20 protein-coding genes are annotated in these 22341 nt (G+C 31.9%); 12 read left to right on the top strand and 8 right to left on the bottom strand.

Annotated features, from left to right (window positions below; all coding sequences use genetic code 11):
- Positions 1-415: 415 nt before the first annotated feature.
- Positions 416-1027: a recombinase family protein gene (locus tag HOY35_RS06320; RefSeq protein ID WP_172211850.1), complete on the bottom strand. Its 612-nt coding sequence runs from the start codon at positions 1025-1027 to the stop codon at positions 416-418.
- A gap of 241 nt (positions 1028-1268) precedes the next feature.
- Between HOY35_RS06320 and HOY35_RS06325 the strand changes: the two genes are divergently transcribed.
- The 10 genes from HOY35_RS06325 (at position 1269) to HOY35_RS06365 (ending at position 12433) form a co-directional block, all read left to right on the top strand.
- Positions 1269-3362, top strand: a complete 2094-nt coding sequence (locus HOY35_RS06325; RefSeq protein WP_172211848.1) for an InlB B-repeat-containing protein — start codon at positions 1269-1271, stop codon at positions 3360-3362.
- Positions 3363-3626: 264 nt separating this feature from the next.
- Positions 3627-4286: a CPBP family intramembrane glutamic endopeptidase gene (locus tag HOY35_RS06330; protein ID WP_172211846.1), complete on the top strand. Its 660-nt coding sequence runs from the start codon at positions 3627-3629 to the stop codon at positions 4284-4286.
- 919 nt (positions 4287-5205) lie between these two features.
- Positions 5206-5691, top strand: a complete 486-nt coding sequence (locus tag HOY35_RS06335; RefSeq protein WP_172211844.1) for a hypothetical protein — start codon at positions 5206-5208, stop codon at positions 5689-5691.
- 316 nt (positions 5692-6007) lie between these two features.
- Positions 6008-6610 carry a hypothetical protein gene (locus HOY35_RS06340; RefSeq protein ID WP_172211842.1) on the top strand — a complete coding sequence of 201 codons (603 nt, stop codon included), beginning with the start codon at positions 6008-6010 and terminating at the stop codon, positions 6608-6610.
- A 260-nt stretch (positions 6611-6870) separates the two neighbouring features.
- Positions 6871-7023 (top strand): hypothetical protein, encoded by a 153-nt coding sequence (locus HOY35_RS13480; RefSeq protein ID WP_249666050.1) that lies wholly within the window; start codon positions 6871-6873, stop codon positions 7021-7023.
- A 6-nt stretch (positions 7024-7029) separates the two neighbouring features.
- The gene (locus tag HOY35_RS06345; protein WP_249641502.1) at positions 7030-7662 is read left to right on the top strand and encodes a hypothetical protein; all 633 of its coding nucleotides are present in this window, start codon (positions 7030-7032) and stop codon (positions 7660-7662) included.
- Between the two features lie 733 nt (positions 7663-8395).
- Positions 8396-8668: a hypothetical protein gene (locus HOY35_RS06350; RefSeq protein WP_172211840.1), complete on the top strand. Its 273-nt coding sequence runs from the start codon at positions 8396-8398 to the stop codon at positions 8666-8668.
- 610 nt (positions 8669-9278) lie between these two features.
- Positions 9279-10826 carry a T7SS effector LXG polymorphic toxin gene (locus HOY35_RS06355; RefSeq protein ID WP_213173260.1) on the top strand — a complete coding sequence of 516 codons (1548 nt, stop codon included), beginning with the start codon at positions 9279-9281 and terminating at the stop codon, positions 10824-10826.
- Positions 10826-11437 (top strand): hypothetical protein, encoded by a 612-nt coding sequence (locus HOY35_RS06360; protein ID WP_172211836.1) that lies wholly within the window; start codon positions 10826-10828, stop codon positions 11435-11437. Before HOY35_RS06355 ends, HOY35_RS06360 begins: the two co-directional genes overlap by 1 nt.
- Positions 11438-11755: 318 nt before the next feature.
- Complete coding sequence (locus HOY35_RS06365; RefSeq protein ID WP_172211834.1) at positions 11756-12433, top strand: hypothetical protein; 678 nt, start codon at positions 11756-11758, stop codon at positions 12431-12433.
- Positions 12434-12856: 423 nt separating this feature from the next.
- Here HOY35_RS06365 and HOY35_RS06370 read toward each other — a convergent pair whose 3' ends face one another.
- From HOY35_RS06370 to rplM, 4 genes are all read right to left on the bottom strand, one after another.
- Positions 12857-13078, bottom strand: a complete 222-nt coding sequence (locus tag HOY35_RS06370; RefSeq protein ID WP_213173261.1) for a hypothetical protein — start codon at positions 13076-13078, stop codon at positions 12857-12859.
- Between the two features lie 152 nt (positions 13079-13230).
- Positions 13231-14250, bottom strand: a complete 1020-nt coding sequence (locus HOY35_RS06375; RefSeq protein WP_349627496.1) for a LysM peptidoglycan-binding domain-containing protein — start codon at positions 14248-14250, stop codon at positions 13231-13233.
- A gap of 438 nt (positions 14251-14688) precedes the next feature.
- A complete protein-coding gene (gene rpsI / locus HOY35_RS06380) occupies positions 14689-15081 on the bottom strand; it encodes a 30S ribosomal protein S9 (protein WP_172211828.1) in 393 nt (130 codons plus the stop codon).
- 13 nt (positions 15082-15094) lie between these two features.
- On the bottom strand, positions 15095-15541 hold the full coding sequence (gene rplM / locus HOY35_RS06385) for a 50S ribosomal protein L13 (RefSeq protein WP_172211864.1): 447 nt from the start codon (positions 15539-15541) through the stop codon (positions 15095-15097).
- A 212-nt stretch (positions 15542-15753) separates the two neighbouring features.
- Here rplM and HOY35_RS06390 point away from each other — a divergent pair, with 212 nt between their 5' ends.
- Positions 15754-16551, top strand: a complete 798-nt coding sequence (locus tag HOY35_RS06390) for an MBL fold metallo-hydrolase (RefSeq protein WP_172211826.1) — start codon at positions 15754-15756, stop codon at positions 16549-16551.
- A gap of 138 nt (positions 16552-16689) precedes the next feature.
- Here the strand turns inward: HOY35_RS06390 and HOY35_RS06395 are convergent, their stop codons facing one another.
- Genes HOY35_RS06395 through HOY35_RS06405 form a run of 3 tightly spaced genes read right to left on the bottom strand, consistent with a single transcriptional unit; the run spans position 16690 to position 20835 of the window.
- Positions 16690-17349 (bottom strand): TrkA family potassium uptake protein, encoded by a 660-nt coding sequence (locus HOY35_RS06395; RefSeq protein ID WP_172211824.1) that lies wholly within the window; start codon positions 17347-17349, stop codon positions 16690-16692.
- 43 nt (positions 17350-17392) lie between these two features.
- Positions 17393-18040 carry a TrkA family potassium uptake protein gene (locus tag HOY35_RS06400; RefSeq protein ID WP_172211822.1) on the bottom strand — a complete coding sequence of 216 codons (648 nt, stop codon included), beginning with the start codon at positions 18038-18040 and terminating at the stop codon, positions 17393-17395.
- Positions 18037-20835 carry a cation-transporting P-type ATPase gene (locus tag HOY35_RS06405; protein WP_249641501.1) on the bottom strand — a complete coding sequence of 933 codons (2799 nt, stop codon included), beginning with the start codon at positions 20833-20835 and terminating at the stop codon, positions 18037-18039. The genes HOY35_RS06400 and HOY35_RS06405 overlap by 4 nt, the downstream gene beginning before the upstream one ends.
- Before the next feature lie 263 nt (positions 20836-21098).
- Between HOY35_RS06405 and HOY35_RS06410 the strand changes: the two genes are divergently transcribed.
- A complete protein-coding gene (locus tag HOY35_RS06410) occupies positions 21099-22259 on the top strand; it encodes a cobalamin-independent methionine synthase II family protein (protein ID WP_172211818.1) in 1161 nt (386 codons plus the stop codon).
- Positions 22260-22341: the final 82 nt, after the last annotated feature.

Raw genomic sequence — 22341 nt, forward strand, 5'->3', positions numbered from 1 at the left:
TTCTTCCCGAAGGGATGAAGCCGATTCTCCTGCTAATAATCTCTCAACGATCTGAATTTTTAATGTCTCCGGATAATAATTATGTTTTGCCATTAGAAAAACACCTCCAAATTTATTTTACTAAATTTGAGGTGCTCTTTTTTAATTGTATCTAATTATAGTGTCAGTTCCCATGTATATTGTTTTATTTTTTTATTTGGACTTTATATGAACTATTTATAAAACCAATAATAGCTACAGACTTTAATGAACCGCTAGGAGGAATTATTCGCTCAATTTTCAAAATATTAATTTGGTTCATTCCTTTGTATTGGGATTTACTAACTATTTTACACATAAATCGATACGTATAAAAATCTTTTACTATATTATAGCGGACAACTTGTACCTGATTATAATATAGGAGACAATTCCTTTAGCTATCTCTTTGAGATAGCTTTTTAATTTTATAAACGGTAGGTCTTGATATATTGTTCTTTTTTGCAATTTCTGCAACTGATAAGCCTTTATTAAGCATAGCTACTACTGCTTCATATACTAATCGTTTTTGTGGATTATTTGATATTGCGGAATACTCAGTAGGTCTTCCTTTATAATGACCTGCGATTTTTGCTAACTCGATACCTTGCCTTTGTCTTTCTTTGATTTTCTCACGTTCATTTTGGGCAATATAACTTAATAATGAAAGAAACATATCAAACATTGCTGTATCTAATAATTCATTACCAGTATTGAAATTTAAAAATTGAGCATCTAGTATTTTTATATTGACCTGTTTCATTTTAAAATACGCTACTGTATTTTTTATATCTTCATAATTTCTACCTAAACGATCTAAGGCAGGTACTACTACTGTGTCACCTTCTCGTACATAATCTAATAAATTTTTGAATTCAATACGTTCAGTATTTTTGCCACTAGCTTTTTCTTGAAAGAGTTTATCAATATTTTCATCTTTCATCATCGATACTTGTCGATTTAAATTCTGATCTACAGTCGATACTCGAATATATCCAATTTTTGCCAACTACTGCTCCTTTTGAAAAAAACAATTAATTTACATTTAAAATTTACTTTCTAAATCACAGTTATTATAGCATTTTATAAAATAAATTTTAAGTACACCTAAAACTTACGAATTTTTTTACAATAAAATTCTTTAAAGATATATTTTCTTTTCTAATAGCGTTCTGAATTTTTATATTTTGAACGTAAATTTATATTTTTATGATAAAATAGAAAAGAGTATATAAAAAAGGAGATTACTTATGAAAAAAAATATTTATTTATTACTGAGTTTTTTAGTATTACAACCGATACTACCAGCTCTTGCAGAAACACAAAATGAATCCATTTTTTCTTATGCGGAATCTGGTTCAAACAACGGATCAGAAGGAACTGATAATGATGATAATTCTGGAATTCCCCAATTTGATGATGAAATAACTTCTTTACCTTCAGAATTGGGTAAAGAAGAATTAAAAAGTGATACTGAAATTAGCGAAGAGAATTTTTTTGAAAATTCGGAATCAGAAATTAAAAACTCTGAGAATGCTGATACAACCATTGGAATCACAACTTATGCAGGAGAAATTACAATTGATGTGATGAATTTCCCAGATGATAATTTCAGGAGATATGTTAACATTTATATTGACGCCAATTCCGATGGTGTATTATCGACAAATGAAATTAATCAAACAACAGCTTTAGATTTAAGCTATAAGGGAATATCAAATTTAACTGGGATTCAATATTTTACTAATTTAACCACTTTTAATTGTTCTAACAATCAACTCTCTAGTTTAAATTTAAGCAATTTAACTAATTTAACTAGTTTGAAGTGTTCGTGGAATAGTTTAACCAGTTTAAATCTAAGTAACTTACCTAGTTTGAGTAGCTTGCAAGCTTATACTAATAATTTATCTAGTTTAAATCTAAGTAACTTACCTAATTTAACTACTTTGAATTGTTCTAACAATCAGCTTACCAGTTTAAATTTAAATAACTTCCCTAAGTTAGCTGAATTATTTTGTACTAGCAATCAGCTTACTAGTTTAGATCTAAGTAATTTAACTAGTTTGAGTGACTTGCGAGTTAATTTTAATAATCTGACTAGTTTAGATCTAAGTAATTTACCTAATTTTAGTAACTTGTGGGCAAATAATAATAGTTTAACTAGTTTAAATCTAAGTAATTTACCTATTCTAACTAACTTTGATTGTTCTAACAATCAACTCACTAGTTTAAATCTAAGTAATTTACCTATTCTAACTAACTTTAATTGTTCTAACAATCAACTCACTAGTTTAAATCTAAAAAGTTTTTTGAGTATTGAAAAAATTTATTATGAAAATAATCCTAATTTAAAAACATTAGACCTTAGAAATTGTCCCAATTTAAATATAGCCTATCATTCCACAAATCAAGAAACTGTATATATTTCAGCTGGGATGACCACGTATATTGGATGTGATCTGATGAAAGAGCACACTGGAAATATTGTAATTGACTTAGCTGGATTTTATGCAATCAATCCCGATGGTAGTAAATCAGTTGATTTAAAAACTGTAATTTCTCCAACATTGATATCTGTTTTTGAACAAAATACACAAACAGGATATGATCCCAACACAAATATTTTAACAATCCCTGCAGGTGAAGCAAAAAGTATTTACACTGCTGGAAAAGATGATGAAAACAATCCAACTCACTGGACTTTCTATACAAATATTAATGAAGTGGATGATATTGTTGCAACATTTAATACAAATGGTGGTTCTATCGTAGAAGCACAAATAATTAGTAATGGTGGACTTATTTCACAACCAAGTGAAACAACCAAGTCTGGTTACAAATTTAATGGATGGTATGCTGACTCGGCTCTAACAACGCCATGGAATTTTGAAACGCCTATTACAGCAGATACAACATTGTATGCTGCATGGACAAAAAATACCGTACCTGTCGTGAATCACACGGTAACATTTAATAGTAATGGTGGAACAGCTGTTTCAAATCAAGTAGTTTCTGATGGTTCGGTAGCAAGCCTACCAACTGAGCCAACCAGGTCTGGTTACAACTTTAATGGATGGTATGCTGACTCGGCTCTAAAAACACCATGGGATTTTGAAACGCCTATTACAGCAGATACAACATTGTATGCTGCATGGACACCGGTCACATCAGAGTCAATAACTCAATCAGTTAATCATTCTAATTCAAATAAAACCCAATCAAATGAATTGTTACCCAAAACTGGTGAACAAATAACATTATTTAGTCTTTTTGGAATTTTTTTACTTGGATTAGTTGGTTTCATATTTTCTCACAGGAATCTTCGTAAAAAAAGATATTTTTAAACGACATATTAGCTAAACAGATACCATAAGCTTTCACTTACGGTATCTGTTTATTTAGTTTCCAACTTTTTTAATTTTTTAAACTTTTCAAAAAGTTCCAATTTTTCTGAGAATTTTCTCTACTTTCATGAGGTCTAAATTAAATACTACACTTTTTTGATATTTCCTTTATAGGATAAATTCATAATTATTATATAGAAAAAATAATGAAAGTAAAACAAGATTAATGTATAGTTAATCTAACTTACAAAAGGTGGAATGAATATGACAAAAAAAACGAATCTTTATCTGATCATATATATTGTTTTATTTTTTTTTATTTGGACTTTATATGAACTGTTTATAAAACCAATAATAGCTATAAACTTTAATGAACCACTAGGAGAAATTATTCGCTCAATTTTCAAAATCTTAATTTGGTTTATTCCTTGTATTTATTTACTCAAAAAAAATAATAATAATGTTTACATTTCTTTAGATAATATGTTTACGAATAAAATAAAATGGACGAATTATTTACCTCTATTTATTTTTTTCACGATTTTTTTAGTAGTAGGATCGTGGGTTCAATATGGTAATTTGTCGATAAAGGATACTTTCCAACCACATAATTTAATTGGCTCATTCTTGCTTGTTGGGATTACTGAAGAAATGGTTTTTCGGGGTTGGCTGTTGAATTCTTTTCTAACTAAAATGTCACCTGTACTAGCTATCGTAATTAATGCCTTTCTGTTTTTAGCAATTCATTTTCCTATCTATTTTTATAAAGGAGTATTGCTAGAAGTAATAATTTCAGGTCAATTTTTACAAATACTTATTTTAAGTATTATATTTAGCTTAACCTTTATTAAAAGTAAAAACCTATTAGTTCCAATAATATTTCATATGTATTGGGATTTACTAACTATTTTATTTTACACATAAATCAATATGCGTAAGAATTCTTTAAAATATTATAACGAACAATTGGTATTGATTAGAGATAGGTTTAAAAAATTGGCTGTTTTTTTACAATAAAGGGAAGTTAAGTGGTCCCCATATACGTTATACTAAACAACAAAACTTTTAGCTTGTCGCCAAATTTTGTCAACTGTAGCAGATCAATTCACTAAATTATAGGCGACAAAATATCTTAACATTCTAAATAATAAAAAATAAGAGTAAGCTACTTTTAAATCAGTAGCTTTTTTATTTTTTCCAAAAAATTTCAATTTTTCCGAAAGATGAAAAGCTGTTATATCAGGATTTTTACTCACTACTACTACTTTTTAGGTCAAAAACAGTCAATATCACCTATACCAATCAAAATTTTTTGTTATTATTGTCGCCAAATTTTATCAGCTGCAGCTGCTCATGTTACTTTATTTAGGCGACAAAATATATAATAATTCTTAAAAAAAAATAAAAAAGCTATATATGATAATTTCTATATTATCATATATAGCTTTTTTTAAAGTGATGTCAAAGTTTTAAATGCTCTTCTTTTATCTGCGTCTAAAGCATTTTCTACATAATAATCTAACATTGTTTCAATCGTTTCATATGCAAATTTATTGTCAATAAATTTAGTTAATATATCAATCTCACTTTTAGTTTGATATGAAAGTTTTATATTTGCATCTTGATTTTTATTTTTGGTTTTTGGTTTTGAAGCAGCTACTACTTCATCTTTAATTACTTTTTATAAATTAAATTTTAAGTAGACCTAAAATTGACAAATGTTTTTATACTAAATTGGCTTAAAGATATGTCCATTTTTATAATAGTGTTCCACTTTGGTATAATACAATTGAAATAAAATAATTTTTTTCATAATTACATAATTGAAATGGAAAACAGATATATGGGAGAATCAAAGGAAATTCAAGTACAGAATTTTTATGGAAAATTCCTTTTAAATTTACTAATGAAAGGAAAACCTCTCATTCAAATCACTCCAGAAGGAGTAAAAAGAAATTTTTTAAAAAAGAGTGTTTCTATTCCTTGGTCAGAAATAAAAACAGTTTTTGAGGACTGGAAAATAGTTCCTAATAGCTTCACTGATTATTATATAATTGGCATAACAACTACAAATCAATATGCTTTTCAGCATTATAAGAAAATATTTTCTGTAAAACAACTCATTCGAAAAAATAAGCCTTATAGATATTCTCGTGGCATATTGAATAACTTTAATGAAAGCGAAAAAATAATTCAAAATCTTCAAAAAGAAAAAATTGTAATCTATATATATCGTAATCAGTTAAAAAAGAATGGAAAAGATTTATTTAGTATATTACAAAAAAACTTCGAAATTACTAAGACAGGATTTACTTATATTAGACCATGAAATATTATAATTTATTTTATTTCGAAATTTAAATAAAAATATGCGAGAGATATAAAAACATGAGTAACCGACTATAACTAATTATCATCCTTTTGAAATGAATAAAAATTTAGAATATTTTATAGATGCCTCTGGATTTATTTATTTAGGTGACAAAAGTGAGTTTGATGATTTAGAATCAGCTCTTGATTTTTCCAAAAAGTATTTAACTAATCATGATAATAAATTACTTATATTCCAAATTATTTATAAGAAATTTTAGCATTAAGTATGTTTGTAATAAACAAAAGTATTGAGTTTAAAAGGAGAAGATTTGATGTATAAAACTGAATATGATGAGCTAAGAATAAAGGGAATACTTGATGTATTGCAGCACGACTATCCTCGGAGCACTTGTGCAGAAAAAATAAAAAATATTTTAAATTTTTATGCAGGAAAATCTACTAATAGTTTTATTTATTATGCACTTAATGATTTAGAATGTTTTCTTGAAATTTTTCCAGCGCAGAACCATAATAACTTATTATGGTATAAATCGCTATCAGATGAAATGACTTACGAAGAAGGAAAAAAATATTTTTTGGATTATTTATCGACCTTAGAAGATGCGCAAGATCTTGAATATATAACTCCTAAACCACATTTATTTAACTTTTATCAACGTTGGGTAAAAGTTAATGGATATAAATTTGAGATTAAAGTCATCTATAATGTTGCTTATAGTTATACACTTATGAAGGAAATTGAGAAAGATAATTATTTTATAAACATTGAACAACATAGAGGAGCTGCTTCAGGTAGTCTAGATTATAAGTTAAATCAAGAAGATAACAAAATTTTAAAAAGTCTTTTAGAGGTAGGAAATAAAAAAGAAATTAATCATTTTATTAAGGAAAAGTATCCAACAGTTGAGGATTGAGTGACTAATAATTTTCGTTGTATTATATAAAAAGGATTTTAGTCACTACCAGTCCAATTAATCAAAAAATAAACTGATTTTATACCGATTGATAAAATTTAGATAAAAAGTGTTTTTCATTTAAAATTAAATACTTAAAAAAAGCACAATTTATTTGTGTTTTTTTATTGAATTTATTTTTTTCATGATTATACTTAAATCATCTTCATTTCAATAATATTGAAACAGGGAAAATGTTTATTGGGGGTGCTACTTCTACTATGGCTAATTTTGATTATTCAAAAGAGAAAGTTCAAGATATTTTTATGATTGATGTTAAATCATTTTATGCCAGCTGTGAATGTGTTGCTCGTGGCTTAGATCCGCTTAAAACATGTATGGTCATTTTATCACACGCCGAAAATACAAGTTGAGGTGGTTTGGTACTTGCTGCTTCTCCTGCTGCTAAAAAAGATTTTGGTGTGACCAATGTCATGCGTGGTCGAGATTTACCAATATCTAAATCATTCAATAAAAAATTACTAATTGCTGAAGCTAGAAAAGAGAAGTTACCTGTTTATGATGAAGCACTTAATTTCTATCGTGTGCCTCCAAGAATTCGATATTATGTTAACGAAAATATGAAAATAAATACAATCTTTAAAAACTATACTGCACCAATTGATTTGCACCCTTATTCAATTGATGAAACAATACTTGATGTGACAGCATCTATCAACTACTTCTTTCCTGATAAACACCTAACTAGGTATCAAAAAAGAGAGCTATTAGCAAAACGAATACAGATTGATATTTATAAGCAATTTGGATTCTATGTGACGGTTGGTATTGGCGATAATGTAATTCTTGCTAAGTTAGCTATGAACAATGAAGCAAAGCACAATCGAACGATGAGGACACAATGGACTTATGCAGACGTTGAAACAAAAGTCTGGGCAATTAAAGCTTTAACTGAATTTTGGAGTATTGGCATATGTAGTTTGTTTACGTTAAAGCTGTTAAGTCATTTATCAGCTTTCGTATTAATAATCGATAAATTTGAAGGACTTTGATACCAATGAAAATTCATTATATATTATCAAATACGAATAAAAAAGCAATTGCTAATATACTAATTAAAAATAAGGAAATAATCTATTTAACTAAGTATTTATTCCGTTTATATCGAATCCGATATCACTAAATAATTAAGCACATCTGTCAAATATTTTAAAACTTCATTCCAAGCAATTCGGATATAATATCATAATTTATAAAAACATATGAACAAATATTCCATATATTTCGTTTTAAGAGCTTTTTTGTGCAACTGGTCTAATTTGCTATACATTGATAAAAAATGTAAAATTAATAGCTTAAATCGAATATTTAGATAATATTAACAATTTGCCTTAAGTTTTAAAAGTTATTTCAAATTATTATTGAGTAATCAATATATTCATGTTCTCTTCAAAAATACAAAATATGTCTGTAATCATACTCCTCTACCGGAAAGCAGAATTAAGAAAACCTTTATTTGGATGAGATTCAGTGCCATTTTCTACAATATAATAATTTTCTATTTTGTGTGAAAATTTATAGATAATAAGTTTAATCATCCATGTATATAGTAATATATTAAACACTTAAAAAATGTATCAAAAAAAATTGATCCATCTACATTCCAACTCAAGAAACCGATATGATTCTAATTAAAGATTACTTCATTATTTTAATAATTAACATTAAATATAATAACTAGAGAAAACATAGTTTCATATTATTTTTATGAGGTTGGTGTGAACAATGGAAAAAATATATTGCATTACTACACATTCTGGTTCAAAATATGTAGTCCTATATACACCTAAAGGGAAATGGCTTGAAAGATTATCTTTAGGAAGAATAGGTTCTCTGAGAAAAGATAAAGAAAAAATTAAAATATATAAAATTTTAAAATTATCCTTAGGAGAACCAGCAATATTTATATTAGAACCACTTAGAAAAGGAGACTTTACTTTAAGACAAACCACAAAAGTTACAAAAATAAAAATTATAACTAAGATTTTCAAAAAATAAAAGCGAAACTTATTTCAAAGTCTCTGGGTAATTTGCACACAGTAGCAGAATGCATGTATATCCATCCCAAAGCAAAAGAATTTATGATATTAATAACAAATTCAAATATTATAGATAATTCCCAAAATATAAGTGTCATTTTTTGGAGGTTTGGTATTTGTTCATTACTCCTCATATCTTTAATTTATTTAGAGAATATTAATGATATAAAATCATTGCTTGCGAAAATAACATTAGTTTGTTTCCAGGTATATTATATTCTAATACTAACCAAATTTTGAAAATTATACTATCTAACATAGCATTAAGTCTAGGTATAGCATATGCTTTATATGTTCTTACAGAAATAATTTAAAACATATATAAGGAGATTTTAGAATCACATAAAACTAACCATATGAAACAATATGGCATATTAATTCCCATAATTACGTTTAATATTAGATTATTAGTAAATAATAATTAATTTTTTTCTAAACTCCTACCACCGTCAGAGATGATGATGGTTTTTGTTATTTTGGACTTCTACTTGTCTTTAAAAAAATGCTGTGATAGTCTAATTATAAAATGTTAAAATAACATGGAAATTTTTAAGAAAGGGCTGACCAACTTGGGATTAAAATATGCAAGTGGTGAATCTTCAGAATTAATTTCAGCACTGACCACTAACATTAATACAGCGAATTCAACGATTGAGTCGTTGAAATCAGGTTCTCAACAGCTGACTGCTGCAATCGATGGCAATACCTTATCAGGTGCTGCTTATACTGCTGGAAAAGGTTTATTTCAAGAATTAATTATACCAACAATTACTCGGGTCACCGAGGCAACTGACGATGTCAAAGCTGATTTATCCAAATATAGCGCTGCTAACGACACTGTTTCAACGGAATCATTGTTGGATGAGACTAACTTGAAGCAACAAATTGCAATAAAAAAGGCTTCAAAGGCGGCAGTAGATGCTGCCAGTCGTTCAATTCATTTACAAACACTCTCTAACCCGATTGCTAAGCTAGCAGATGCTTTATTCGATACTCAAAATCGATTAAATGGTATTTCTGACGATTTGCAGGATGATATTGACAAATTACAAAAGAAGCTGGATAAGCTTTATGAATTTTCAAGTGCAGTCAGTGGTTTATTTAGTGACAGCTTAAATAACTTTAAAATTGCGATGCAAGGTGTTACTGTTTTAAATAATACAACGGTTAATAGTGATGGCACTTATTCATTACCTAAAGGTACAGATAAAAGTTGGTTTACGGATAAAAAAACCGATGATGATATTATAGAACAAAACATAGCGCTTTTAGGGCTTCCTAAAGCAGCAGAAAAGTATTATCAAAAAGAGCTGAAAAAAATCTTGAAGAATGTCCCTAAAGAACAATGGGGTAAGACAATTCAAGAAATCAATGAAGGTTTATTATTTGATGATGAAGGCAATCTCTTATTAATTGGCAAGGCTAATTTTGGTAGTGGTGACGGTCTGATTGTTCTAAAGAACGGTAAATATGATGAGAAGCTGACAAAAATTGCCAATCAAGAGGCCAATGCAGAGCACTGGGAGAAGGTTAAAGACAATAGCGGAAAACTTATTTTTGGTTTAGCTGCACTTCTTGGTGGCGGTGGGCTTGGTTTACTTTCTGGAACAGTAACCGTTGGTTCTGGTGGGACATTAGCACCAGCGGGTGTAGCTGGTCTTTTAACTTCAGAAAGTATGATTGCTTATGGTATTGGCGCACTCGGCGCAACGGTTGCAACAGTAGGTGCAGCCTCCTCAATCAGTGGTGTTAGCAGTATTGAACAATCAAACTCTGGATTGAATTATAGCTTTGCTAAGAATTATGATGATCGAGTTTCAAGCTCTTCTAAGTCAGTAAATAATATGGATGAGTTTTTCGACACAGAATTTGGTTCGGAGATTAAAGATAACCTTTCAAAAACAACTAAGCGAGTTGATGGGCAAACTGTTTACAAAGTTGAAAAAGATATGCCAAAATATGGCTTGAAAAAGAAAGATCAAATTTATTTGGATGGTCTTCATAAAGATCACCTTGAGATTTTCAATAAAAGAGGACATGCAAAAGAAGTTAGAAATTTAGACGGAACTATTAATGAAATTAAATCAAAAAAAATAAATGGGAGGACGATTAACTAATGTCTAAAATGTTTAATGATGTTTATAAATATTTGACTCAATTAAATCAGCAATTTGATGGAAAATTAATTGATCAAGAAGATTTGGATGATCTGCTTTTAAATTGGAATGATATGCGTAATGAAGAAAAAGAGTTAAACGATTCAGTCCAATATCTTTTGTCATTACCTAGTTTTTCCGAAACATGGGATGAGTTAATAAATGAAAATTCAGAAGAATTGAAAAATGGCAATGAATTACATAAAAATATTCTAGAGATATATTCAAATTGGGAAGAATTGTATGAGATAATCATTAAAATAAATAAATCTTATTTAAGAGCAATACATACACCTCTTGATGAGAGAGTATTTTACGATTTTGGTGAAGCAAGTATCACTAAAGAAGTTGAAAATGATGAAAACATGGAAATGGTTTCCAAAGACGGTATGGATGCTTTAAGGAAAGAACTTTTTGAACTAAGAAAATATAAAGCGGCAAGTTTGCCTAGTAACAAGAAAAATTTTGACTTACTAAAGAAAGATGAACCTATAATTATTACTAAATCAGAATATGAAGAACTTATTAGACTACGTAAATTGCAAAAAATACATAACAACAGTGATATTTAAAATAATCCATTTAATTTTTTATTCGTTTAATCATTATAAGTTATTATATAATGAATTGGGTAATCCTTAATCTTCTTATAATTATAAAAAAATATTCTTCATGAAATTAATAAGTAACTTACTCATTAAGCAGATTACTTAGATTTGCGGTGTCGTATTGACGTGGTGAATTTATAAAATTTAATATTTAAAGAGGTCTGTGTTTTTGTCCATATTTGACCTCTTTTTTAGTTTTATTTGATCTTATTTACTTTAGATTTTACGCATCCTGTAAAAAAAGAGGTCTAATAAGAAAAATTTATAGTTAGGGTGAATACATTGAAGAAACTCTTAAAAAAGATGAAAAAAGATTTAGAAGATGATACATTATTACGTTATTCATTTATATTAATGCTATTTTATCCTTGCATATATTTAGTACCATTGTTAAAACAATACACTTCAAATATTATTTTTGAAATCGTATACTTAGTAGCAATAATATTTTCAACATTTGTATTACTTTTAGTTGAATACACAATAATTACAAAAGAAATAAGAAAATTTAATAGAATACTTAATCAGATAGACGATTTAAAATTAATTGATTTCGGATTTCCAAATGATTTAATCAATTCAATTGTTCTCAAAAATCAAATAATAAAAAATAATCATAAAAAAGTTTATCAATATCTGTCGGAAGCCATCCATGGATTAAATAAACAAGAAACACTATTTGCCTTAATTAGGATAAAAAATTATAAGAATCCATTTTCCTTTATGGATACAATAGTAAGTATAATATTATTTATTTTCGGCTATTTTAGTCTAAGTGTTTTATCTAAACAGATTTATTTCATCCTCGCTCTCTTGCTAGTAACATTCCCATTTTTTTTAACTTATTATTTTTCATATAAGAAAAAAATGTATATCTGCAATATTTTAAAAGATTTATTAAATTTTCATCTTGATGAATTAAATGATGAGATTATTAAACATTCTACATCACACATATAATAAGAATTTCGATCCAATAGACCCAGAAAAATTTAATTTTCTTTGAAATGTAATGATATATAAGTTGTATAGTATATACTCTATAATTTTAGTCTATTTATAAGCTAATGATAAAAGATTATTATTATTTTAAATTCCCTTAAAATTCATTAATTGCATCATAAGCCACAACAACATTAAAATTGATTTTAACTTCAGACATAATTAACTTTATCAATATTATTTTATAGATTATAACATCGATAAATAGGTTAATAAATTATCATACTAGCGCAACCATAAACAATTCAAATTCATATATCTAAAATGAACTGACTTGCATTCTCTTATCTTAAATTATTTAACTTTATTTCATCACAAATATCTATGAAAAAAATTCAGCATCCAATTCTGACTTCTATTAAATTACAGGATATAAAAATACTAAATATCTAAATAATAATAAAAAAAGGCATCCTTATTCTTTTCATTGCTAAATATACTGATAAAATCAAAAACATTAGTCGTATTATTAAATTCTGATAAGTTTTTCTTTATTCCAGAAAGCATTTTATACAAATCATATGCAAAAATGTTTTCATTACCAATTAATAAATATCCACCTTGATATAATATTAATTCTAACCATTCATCAATATCTATCACTTTTCCCCACCTTTCCGAAATCAATGTCTGGTATAGTACTTCTCCTATTTCCGTTCCAGTAAAATTTATCATTAGCCTCCCATAATAGTAAAAACAAAGATACTCAAATTAATGAGTATCTTTAATTATTTTTATTACATTACTGATTTATTTTAATAAAAATATACTACATCCAAATCAAATGAGTTACTTGCTGATCCCCAGCCTGAATATTCTCCATTACCTACAAAGAAAGGTGATCCTTCTGTTAAAAGTAATTCTTGGGCTGTATGAATACGTTCATCTCTTTGTGCCAACGTATATTGACCTAAATCTCCGTTATCTTCACCTTGATAGAATGTACCTAAAACTAAACCATTGGCATTACAATATGCTTGTAAGTCTGCTGGTGCCGCAATTACTACTCGTCCATCTCCAGGATTAACAGGATCTACTGACTTAGCTTGATAAAAAAAGTTAAGTGTTTGAGCTTGACCTGAAATAATTGCTGTTTGTGCATACTTACCATCAGCAATTTCATAACCATCAATTGTGATATAACTTGCATAAACTTGGTCACCAATCGCTCCAGTTAATGTTGTTGATGGTGCTAATACTGTACCATCTGTAGAAACATAGTTAACTGTTACTGGCTGTGCTACTACTGGAGCTGGTGTTGGTGTAGGGTCCGGAGTTGGATCTGGAGTTGGTGTAGGTGTCACATTTCCACCACCATTATCAGTGTTACCACCGTTATCGGTATTACCACCAGTTGAACCACCATTATCAACAGCGCCATTTCCACCATTATTAGTACTATTTGAACCATTAGTAGTTGAACCATTAGTGTTTGAAGTTGAACCAGTAGTTACACCAGCTGTTGATGTTCCTGTATTTGTTGTTGATTGAGCCGCGGTTTGAGCTTGCGCTACTGCCGCTGATTGTGCACGTTCTACTGATTTTGCTTGAACACCTGCTACTGAAGCTCCTGAAAGTGTAAACGAATTACCTTTTGAATCTGTTACAACCGCTCCATTAATTGATAATTGATTACCAGCATAGATCAAATCTTTATTCACAACGTTATTCCAAGATGCTAAATCATCTACTGTAATACCAGTTGCTTCTGAGATACCACTTAAATAGTCACCCCATTGAATTGTATAAACATCTCCTGAAACACCTGCTTTAATTTCCTCTACTGAACGTGGTGCCCATGTACCATCAACTTGATCTGCACTTGCTGAAGTAGCTGATACAAAACCAAAACCTAAAACTGCTGCTGAGAATAATAAACCTTGCCAAAATTCATGGAATGAGCATTGAAGATATTTCCCAAGGTCTTACACATTCAGATATTGCAACAACAAAAATATATGTTAATAACGAAAATGTCGTACAGTTAACCCCTGCTGATTTTGCATATAATAATCTCAAGAAAAAATTAGCAAACTGAAGGTGGGGATTCGGTGGGGATTTTGGTGGGGATTTCCAAAATTCATAAAAAAAGCGCTTCACAAAATGAATTGAGAAACGCTTGAAACGTTGTATTGATTGGTACTCGATTTCTTCCGAAATCTCCGTCCCATACTGTATCCGTAAGCGAATCAATTCGCAACGGCTCCAGCATATTAACGTTTTGAGAATTGTGAAGCTTTACGAGCTTTTTTAAGACCTGGTTTTTTACGTTCTACCATACGGGCATCACGTGTTAACAATCCTGCTGCTTTCAATGAAGCACGGAAATCTGGGTCAACTTGTAATAATGCACGTGCAATACCGTGACGGATTGCGCCTGCTTGCCCAGCATAACCACCACCTACAACGTTAACTAAAACATCGTAAGAACCTGCAGTTTCAGTCACTGCGAATGGTTGGTTAATCACTAAACCAAGGTCAGCATGTGGAATATGTTCTTCAACTGGTTTATTATTTACAGTAATTTTTCCTGTTCCTGGTACCAAACGTACACGAGCAACAGCGTTTTTGCGGCGTCCAGTGCCGGCATATTGTACTTGAGCCAATGAATAATCCTCCTTAAATTAAATTCGTAATATCTAATACTTCAGGTTGTTGCGCTTGGTGAGTGTGTTCAGCGCCTGCAAATACTTTTAATTTCATGCCTTGCGCACGACCTAAAGTATTTTTTGGTAACATACCTTTTACAGAAGTTTCGATTAAACGAACGGGATTGTTTTCACGCAATTCGCCAGCAGAAATTTGTTTCAAACCACCTGGGTATAATGAATGACGATAGTAAATTTTATCGCTTGCCTTTTTACCAGTTAATTTAATTTTTTCTGCATTAATAACGATTACAAAATCACCTGTATCAGCATGAGGTGTGAAAGTTGGTTTGTTTTTACCACGTAGAATCTTAGCTACGACAGCAGATAAACGACCTAATGGAATATCAGTCGCATCTACGACATACCATTTACGTTCTACTTCGCCTGGTTTAGCCATATATGTTGTACGCACGATTATTTCCTCCAATTGTTCTTTTGTTTACATTTCATTTTTCGGTTCCGGGGCCTTAAAATGGGGTAAACATACCGTTGTCTATAATACTTGTTTTACCTGATGAAGTCAAGAAAAATATTATGGAATTCGATATTTTCCAAGCTTTTGCTATGAAATACTTTAAATTTTTGCTATCACAACGTATAATAGAACTTTGAGAGGACTGATAATTCATGGAAGGCTTTAAAGTTAGTATCCTTGCTTCTGGGAGTACGGGCAATTCACTATATATTGAAACAGACCAGCGTAAAATCTTGGTTGATGCGGGACTATCTGGCAAAAAAATTACTCAGCTTTTAGCCGAAATTGGACGAACACCGGATCAAATTGATGACTTATTTGTTACTCATGAGCATCGTGATCACATCCATGGTGTCGGCGTCTTAGCACGTAAGTATAAAATGAATGTCCACGCCAATGAAAAAACTTGGTACGAAATGGATAAATGCATCGGCAACATCGATGGCGAACAAAAAAAAATATTTGAGTTAGGTAAAACAATTACCTTCGGCGATATTGATGTAGAAAGCTTTGGTGTCAGTCATGATGCAATTGAGCCGCAATTTTATCGTTTTATGAAGGATAATAAATCATTCGTTATGCTAACTGATACTGGCTATGTCTCAGATCGTATGCGGGGCATTATAAAAAATGCAGATGCTTATCTAATCGAAAGTAATCATGATTTAGAAATTTTAAGAATGGGTAAATATCCGTGGAATTTAAAGCAGCGTATTTTGAGTGATAAGGGGCATTTATCCAATGATGATGGCTCAAAGGTAATGACTGAGGTACTTGGTAATAAAACTAAACGGATTTATCTAGGGCATTTGAGTAAGGAAAATAATATTGTCGAATTAGCTCATATGACAATGGAAGCAACCTTAATGAAAAAGGATCTTGGTGTTAATGAACAATTTAAAGTTTATGATACCTCTCCTGTTCAACCAACAGATTTATTTGCAATCTAATCAAACACATTATGAATAGCTAAATACCGAACCTTTTATTGAGGTTCGGTTTTATTAATTTAAAATTTAGGTTGTTAATAATAAATCAATACCCTAACATGAACAAAAAATAGCCATCCGTAGATAGCTATCACAGGCTCAATTAAATAACTGGTAGACCTCCCGTGTCTCCGCTGAATTAGTATACGCTAAAATATGATCGCCGACCTCTAACACTGTTTCGCCTCTTGCCACGATGTTTTCACTTGCACGTTGAATGGCAATCAAAACCGTCGTTTTCGGAATATGTAAATCCTTCAGCGCAATATTTTCAACCTTAGAGCCTGATTTAATGGTCAACTCGATAATTGAAGCATCTCCTTTATTTAGACGCATCAAGGTTGTTATATTTTCCATATCAATTTGATCAATAATGATATTAGATAATAAGTCTGCCTGACTCACCTTAACGTCAACTCCCATTTCAAAGGTATAAAGCCATTCGTTTTTCGGATTATTGACTCGAGCGATTACCTTATCAACGCCAAATTCAAATTTAGCAATCGTTGAAGCAACCAGATTAATTTCATCTGCCCCCGTCACGACAGCTAACACATCTGTTCGACTAATACCTGCCTTTTCCATAATTCTTGGATCAGCACCATCTCCATAAACTAGGACCTCCTCTGGAAAAATATTTCTCAAAGCCGCCATCACGTGCTCTCGATGCTCAATAATTTTGACACGATTACCAGAATCTAATAACCTTCTCCCGACATACGAGCCAACCTGTCCGCCACCAACTATAATAATATCCATCTATTCTTCTCCTCTCATAATTCTTGTTAATAACAAATACTGCTTATAAATCTAAAATTCGAGTAATTCGATCAATTGAATCAGTAAGAACAGTAAAATATAGAATATCATTCGCCTGCAGCAGGGTTTCACTATTTGGAATGAACGACTGGTTGCCTCGGCTTAAAGCACAAATACGGATTTCATTTAAGGGTAGCGCGTCTTTAATTTTCTTGCCAATCAGTAATTGAGGCACACTAATTCGGACTAGCTCAACCGGTGTATTACCAATACTCATTACCGTTTCTACATGATTAAAGGTTAATAGCTCCTTCGCACGAGCTACGCCCCATTGTGTTGTGGCAATGACTTGAACACCTAGTGCATTATAAATAGATACCTTACGGCTATCGTAAAGTCTGGCTATCACCTTTGGCACCTTATAATTGATTCGAGCAATTCGAGCAACGAGTGCATTCGTTTCATCGCTCTGAGTACAGGCAATCAGGCCATCTGCCGAACCAATGCCTGCTTTTTCAAGAATCTCTTTATCAAATTCCTTACCACAGAGAATAGTGCCTGAATAGGTTTGCTCTAAGCGCTTAATTTCTTCAACATTTGAGCTTACAACAGTTACTTTTTCTCCGCCTGCCTCAAATTCATTGGCAAGACCAGTTCCTAATCTACCTGAGCCGACAATGACAATTTTCATAAAATGGCCTCCTTATTTTTAATCAAGCGAGTTCTTTGATGTTTCTTTCTTAATTCTTCAATCAAAACAACTGGTATTGGACAAATTAGTAAGAATAACCAATCCATCAGACCAAGTGGTGCTGTATTAAATAAATCATGAAAAATTGGGATATAAGCTAAGGCAATAAATAACAGAATTTCAAAGATAATTCCTTTATTAATCAATTTATTACCCAATAAACGAATTGAAAAAACCGAATGTGCCTCTGTCCGACAATTCATGACCATCCCAATTTGACAGAAGATAATCGCACCTAGGGTCATCGTCGTTGCTTGACGATAGAGTAAACCGCTATCGGCTAGATTTGAAAGTGAGCCACCATGTGTAAAATAGCTGAAGAAGTATGCCGACATCGCAATCAAGGCCTCTATCAAGCCATACCAAAGAAATGCTTTAACAATAATTTTGCGATTTAGCAGAGAATCACTCTTCTTACGTGGCGGTCTTTCCATAATGCCAGGCTCCGGTAGCTCTGTACCCAAGCCAAGTGCCGGTACCATGTCTGTCCCTAAATCAATTGCCAAAATTTGCATAATCGTTAATGGCAGCGGAATCTTCCCCTTAGAAAATAGGAAGAATGCTGAAGGTACAGCTTCTGCCATATTACTATTGAAGATATAAAGCAAGAACTTCTGAATATTTGTGTAAACGGCACGACCCTCCTCTACTGCGCGTACAATTGAGGCAAAATTATCATCAGTCAAAATCATGTCTGCCGATTCCTTGGCAACATCAGTACCCGTAATCCCCATTGCAACACCAATGTCCCCCTTTTTAAGAGCTGGTGCATCATTAACGCCATCACCTGTTACTGCGACGACATTATCTAATTCTTGCAAATTGGCAACAACTCGATATTTTTGTTCGGGGGCAACTCGAGCAAAGATGACCTCATCTTTTAAGATTGCTTTCAATGCTTCATCTGATAAATCTGTTAATTCAGCGCCTGTCACCACACGAGGATGCTCACCTTTGACAATTCCAATTCGTTTAGCAATACTCTCAGCAGTCAAGCCATAATCACCAGTAATCATGATAATGCGAATACTAGCCTGATGACATTTTTCAACAGCTGCCGCCACTTCAACTCGTGGTGGATCTGCCATCACAACTAGACCAACAAAAGTCATTTCCTGCTCAATGACCTCACTTGTATATTCACTTAATTTTTGTGGAATACCCTCAACATTATCTAAGCCTCGATAAGCAATCGCCAAGACACGTAAGCCTTGACGGGCATAATCATCATTTGCCTTCATGATTTTAGCAAGCTGTTCGGGGGTCATTGCTTTGATTTCATTATTTATTAATATTTTCGTACATAACTCAGCAGTTTCCTTAGGTGCCCCTTTAATAAAGGCAACTCGCTTAAAGCCTGCAATTTCGTGCTTCGCCTGATGAATCGTTGTCATTCTTTTGCGAGTTGAGTCAAAGGGTAATTCTCGGATTCTTGGAAAGTCCTTTGCTAATAATTCTAGGCTGATTCCTGCCTTTTGGGCAACGACACTCAAACAGGCTTCAGTCGGATCGCCCAAAACAGTATAACGTGGATGCTCTTCATCAGGAGATACAATCTTGGCATTACTACATAAGGCTGCAGCAGTTAAAACTAAATCTAAATCAGAATGCTCATTCACAGATGTTTGCTTGTCTCCTAGGAGTAAATCACCCTTCGGTGCATAGCCTAAGCCAGTCACCTCAAACTCTTTTTCTGGTAACCAAACATGATTAACTGTCATTTCATTTTGAGTCAATGTCCCTGTTTTATCTGAACAAATAACCGAGGTTGAGCCAAGGGCTTCAACAGAGGACAATTTCTTAACTAAAGCATTTTCTTTAGCCATTCTTTGAACAGCCATTGCCAAAGACAAGGTAACCGTTGGTAATAGTCCCTCAGGGATAAAGGCAACAATCATCCCAAGTGAAAAGACAAAGGCCTGTGCAAGCGGTTGTTTAACAAATAAAACGGCAGCAATAAAAAAGAAGATACCGATTGACACCGCAATAATCGAAATTTGCTTCGTTAGCTTATCTAATTCTTTTTGAAGCGGACTTTTTTCGTCGGTCATTGATTGTGTCAATTTCGCAATTTTACCAAATTCAGTCTGCATCCCAATTTTAGTGACAATTGCACGACCACTTCCGCTAGAAACTGTTGTACCAGCAAAAATCATATTTTTCTGTTCAAAGCCGTCATGCCCAGCTACAGCAATACTATGCTCGTTTTTACGAACGGGACTAGATTCCCCAGTTAGCGCCGATTGATTAACCTGTAAATCCGTTGACGCAAATAAGCGTGCATCCGCAGAAATTTTATCGCCCTCTTCAACTAATAAAATATCATCAGGCACTAACTCCTCAGCCAAAATCTGAGCTTCCTCACCATCACGAAGAACTCGCGCATAATCAGCGAGCATTTTTTTCAATGCTTCTGTTGCTTTACTTGCCTTGCTCTCTTGGAAGAAGCTGAATAAACCGTTAATGACATTTACTAGCCAAATTGCAATCCCTAACTGTGGTGTATCGGTAAAAAAGAAGGCTACAAAGCCACCGACCCAAAGCAGGATTGCCATCAAGCTAATAAAATGCCTAATAAATTTAAGGAATACCGACTCTCCCTTAGGCGTTTCAATTTGATTATAACCAAATTTTTCACGACGCTTTAAAACCTCTTCTTGATTTAAACCTTTATCCGTCATTACCGTATCATTATTACTTATTACGGCTGGCGATTCGTTTGAAGCTGTTACCATATATACCTCCCTCAACTCCATTTACCGCCATTCTACCACCACGTTTATTATTATTAAAGTATTTTCATTATTAAACAACACTATGGTAATAATTGTTGTTTATTAATAAGAATTATGCTTATTAATCATTTTAAATAAATTATATTCAAGTATTTCTTAATATAAGTTTTACCTATCTCTTGCTATAGAAACTAAGTGTTTTTCATTTCATCCATTAGAGATTAAACTATAAATACATTATTAATAATAGGAGGCAATAATTAATGAGTGAAAAATTCCAACTAGTAGGTAGTCTATTAAGACCTGAGGCTTTATTAAAATATAAATCAGAAATTGAAAAAAGAGATGACATCATTTATCCTTTCTATGATGCTTTCGAGGGCTATGAGGCTTGTGAGCTAGAAGCAATTCAAACTGTTGTTCAAGAACAAATTGACCACAATATTGAGATTATTACAGATGGCGAGTATTCAAAATCACTCTGGCATCTTGACTTTGTTTGGGGCTTATCTGGTATTGAGCGCTACATTGCTGAGCATGGTTATTTTTTCAGAGATAAAGATGAGGTAGAAAATTACGAAACACGTAAGGATGTCGGCTTGCGTATCGTTGATAAGCTAGGTGGCACAAATCACCATTTTATTGCTATTTTTGAAAAGCTAAAGGCGGCGGCTAAGGGACATTCAGTCAAGCTTTGCATTCCTTCACCCTCACACATTTTTGGTGAGCTCAGCTGGTCAGATAATATTGGCGGTCAAGACGCCGTTTATAATACAACGGCTGAACTAAAAGCTGGCTTATTAGGTGCTTATAAAGAATTCTTCACTGACTACGCGCAGGCTGGTGGTAAAATTATTCAGCTAGATGACTGTCTTTGGGAAATGTTTGCAGATGACAATCCAAACTCACCATTCACAGGTGAAGCAAATAATGAAGCTGCTGCGACTGAATTGGCAACTGAATTTATTGAATTAAACAATGCATTAATTGATTTTGGGCATGAGCTAGGCTTAAAGGTTTGGACACATAACTGCCGTGGTAATTATGATTCACGCAATATGGGTGGCGGTTCATACATTAAAATTGCCAGTCTCTTCTTAAAACAATTAAAATACGATCGCTTCTTCTTAGAATGGGACGATGAACGCGCAGGCTCGTTAGATGCTTTAAAGGTTTTCCAAGATCGTCCAAATGTTGAAATCGTTCTCGGTCTACTTTCTAGTAAAACAAATACCTTAGACGATGAAAAAAGAGTAATTCGCTTACTAGATGAAGCTAGCAAAATCATTGACAAGGAGCGCTTATTATTATCACATCAATGTGGCTTTGCTTCCTGCGACGGTGGCAATGAATTGACTGAAGCTGAACAATGGGCAAAAATTGATCAAGGACAGCGAATCGCTCAAGCATATTGGGGCAAATAAATTAAATTGAACGTTTGCTTGAAACAAACAGGATTCAAACCAATGTATGCCATTAATGATGTAAATATGAAGGATACTGTAA

This window comes from Enterococcus sp. MMGLQ5-1 (assembly GCF_013155265.1).
Classification (GTDB): Bacteria; Bacillota; Bacilli; order Lactobacillales; family Streptococcaceae; genus MMGLQ5-1.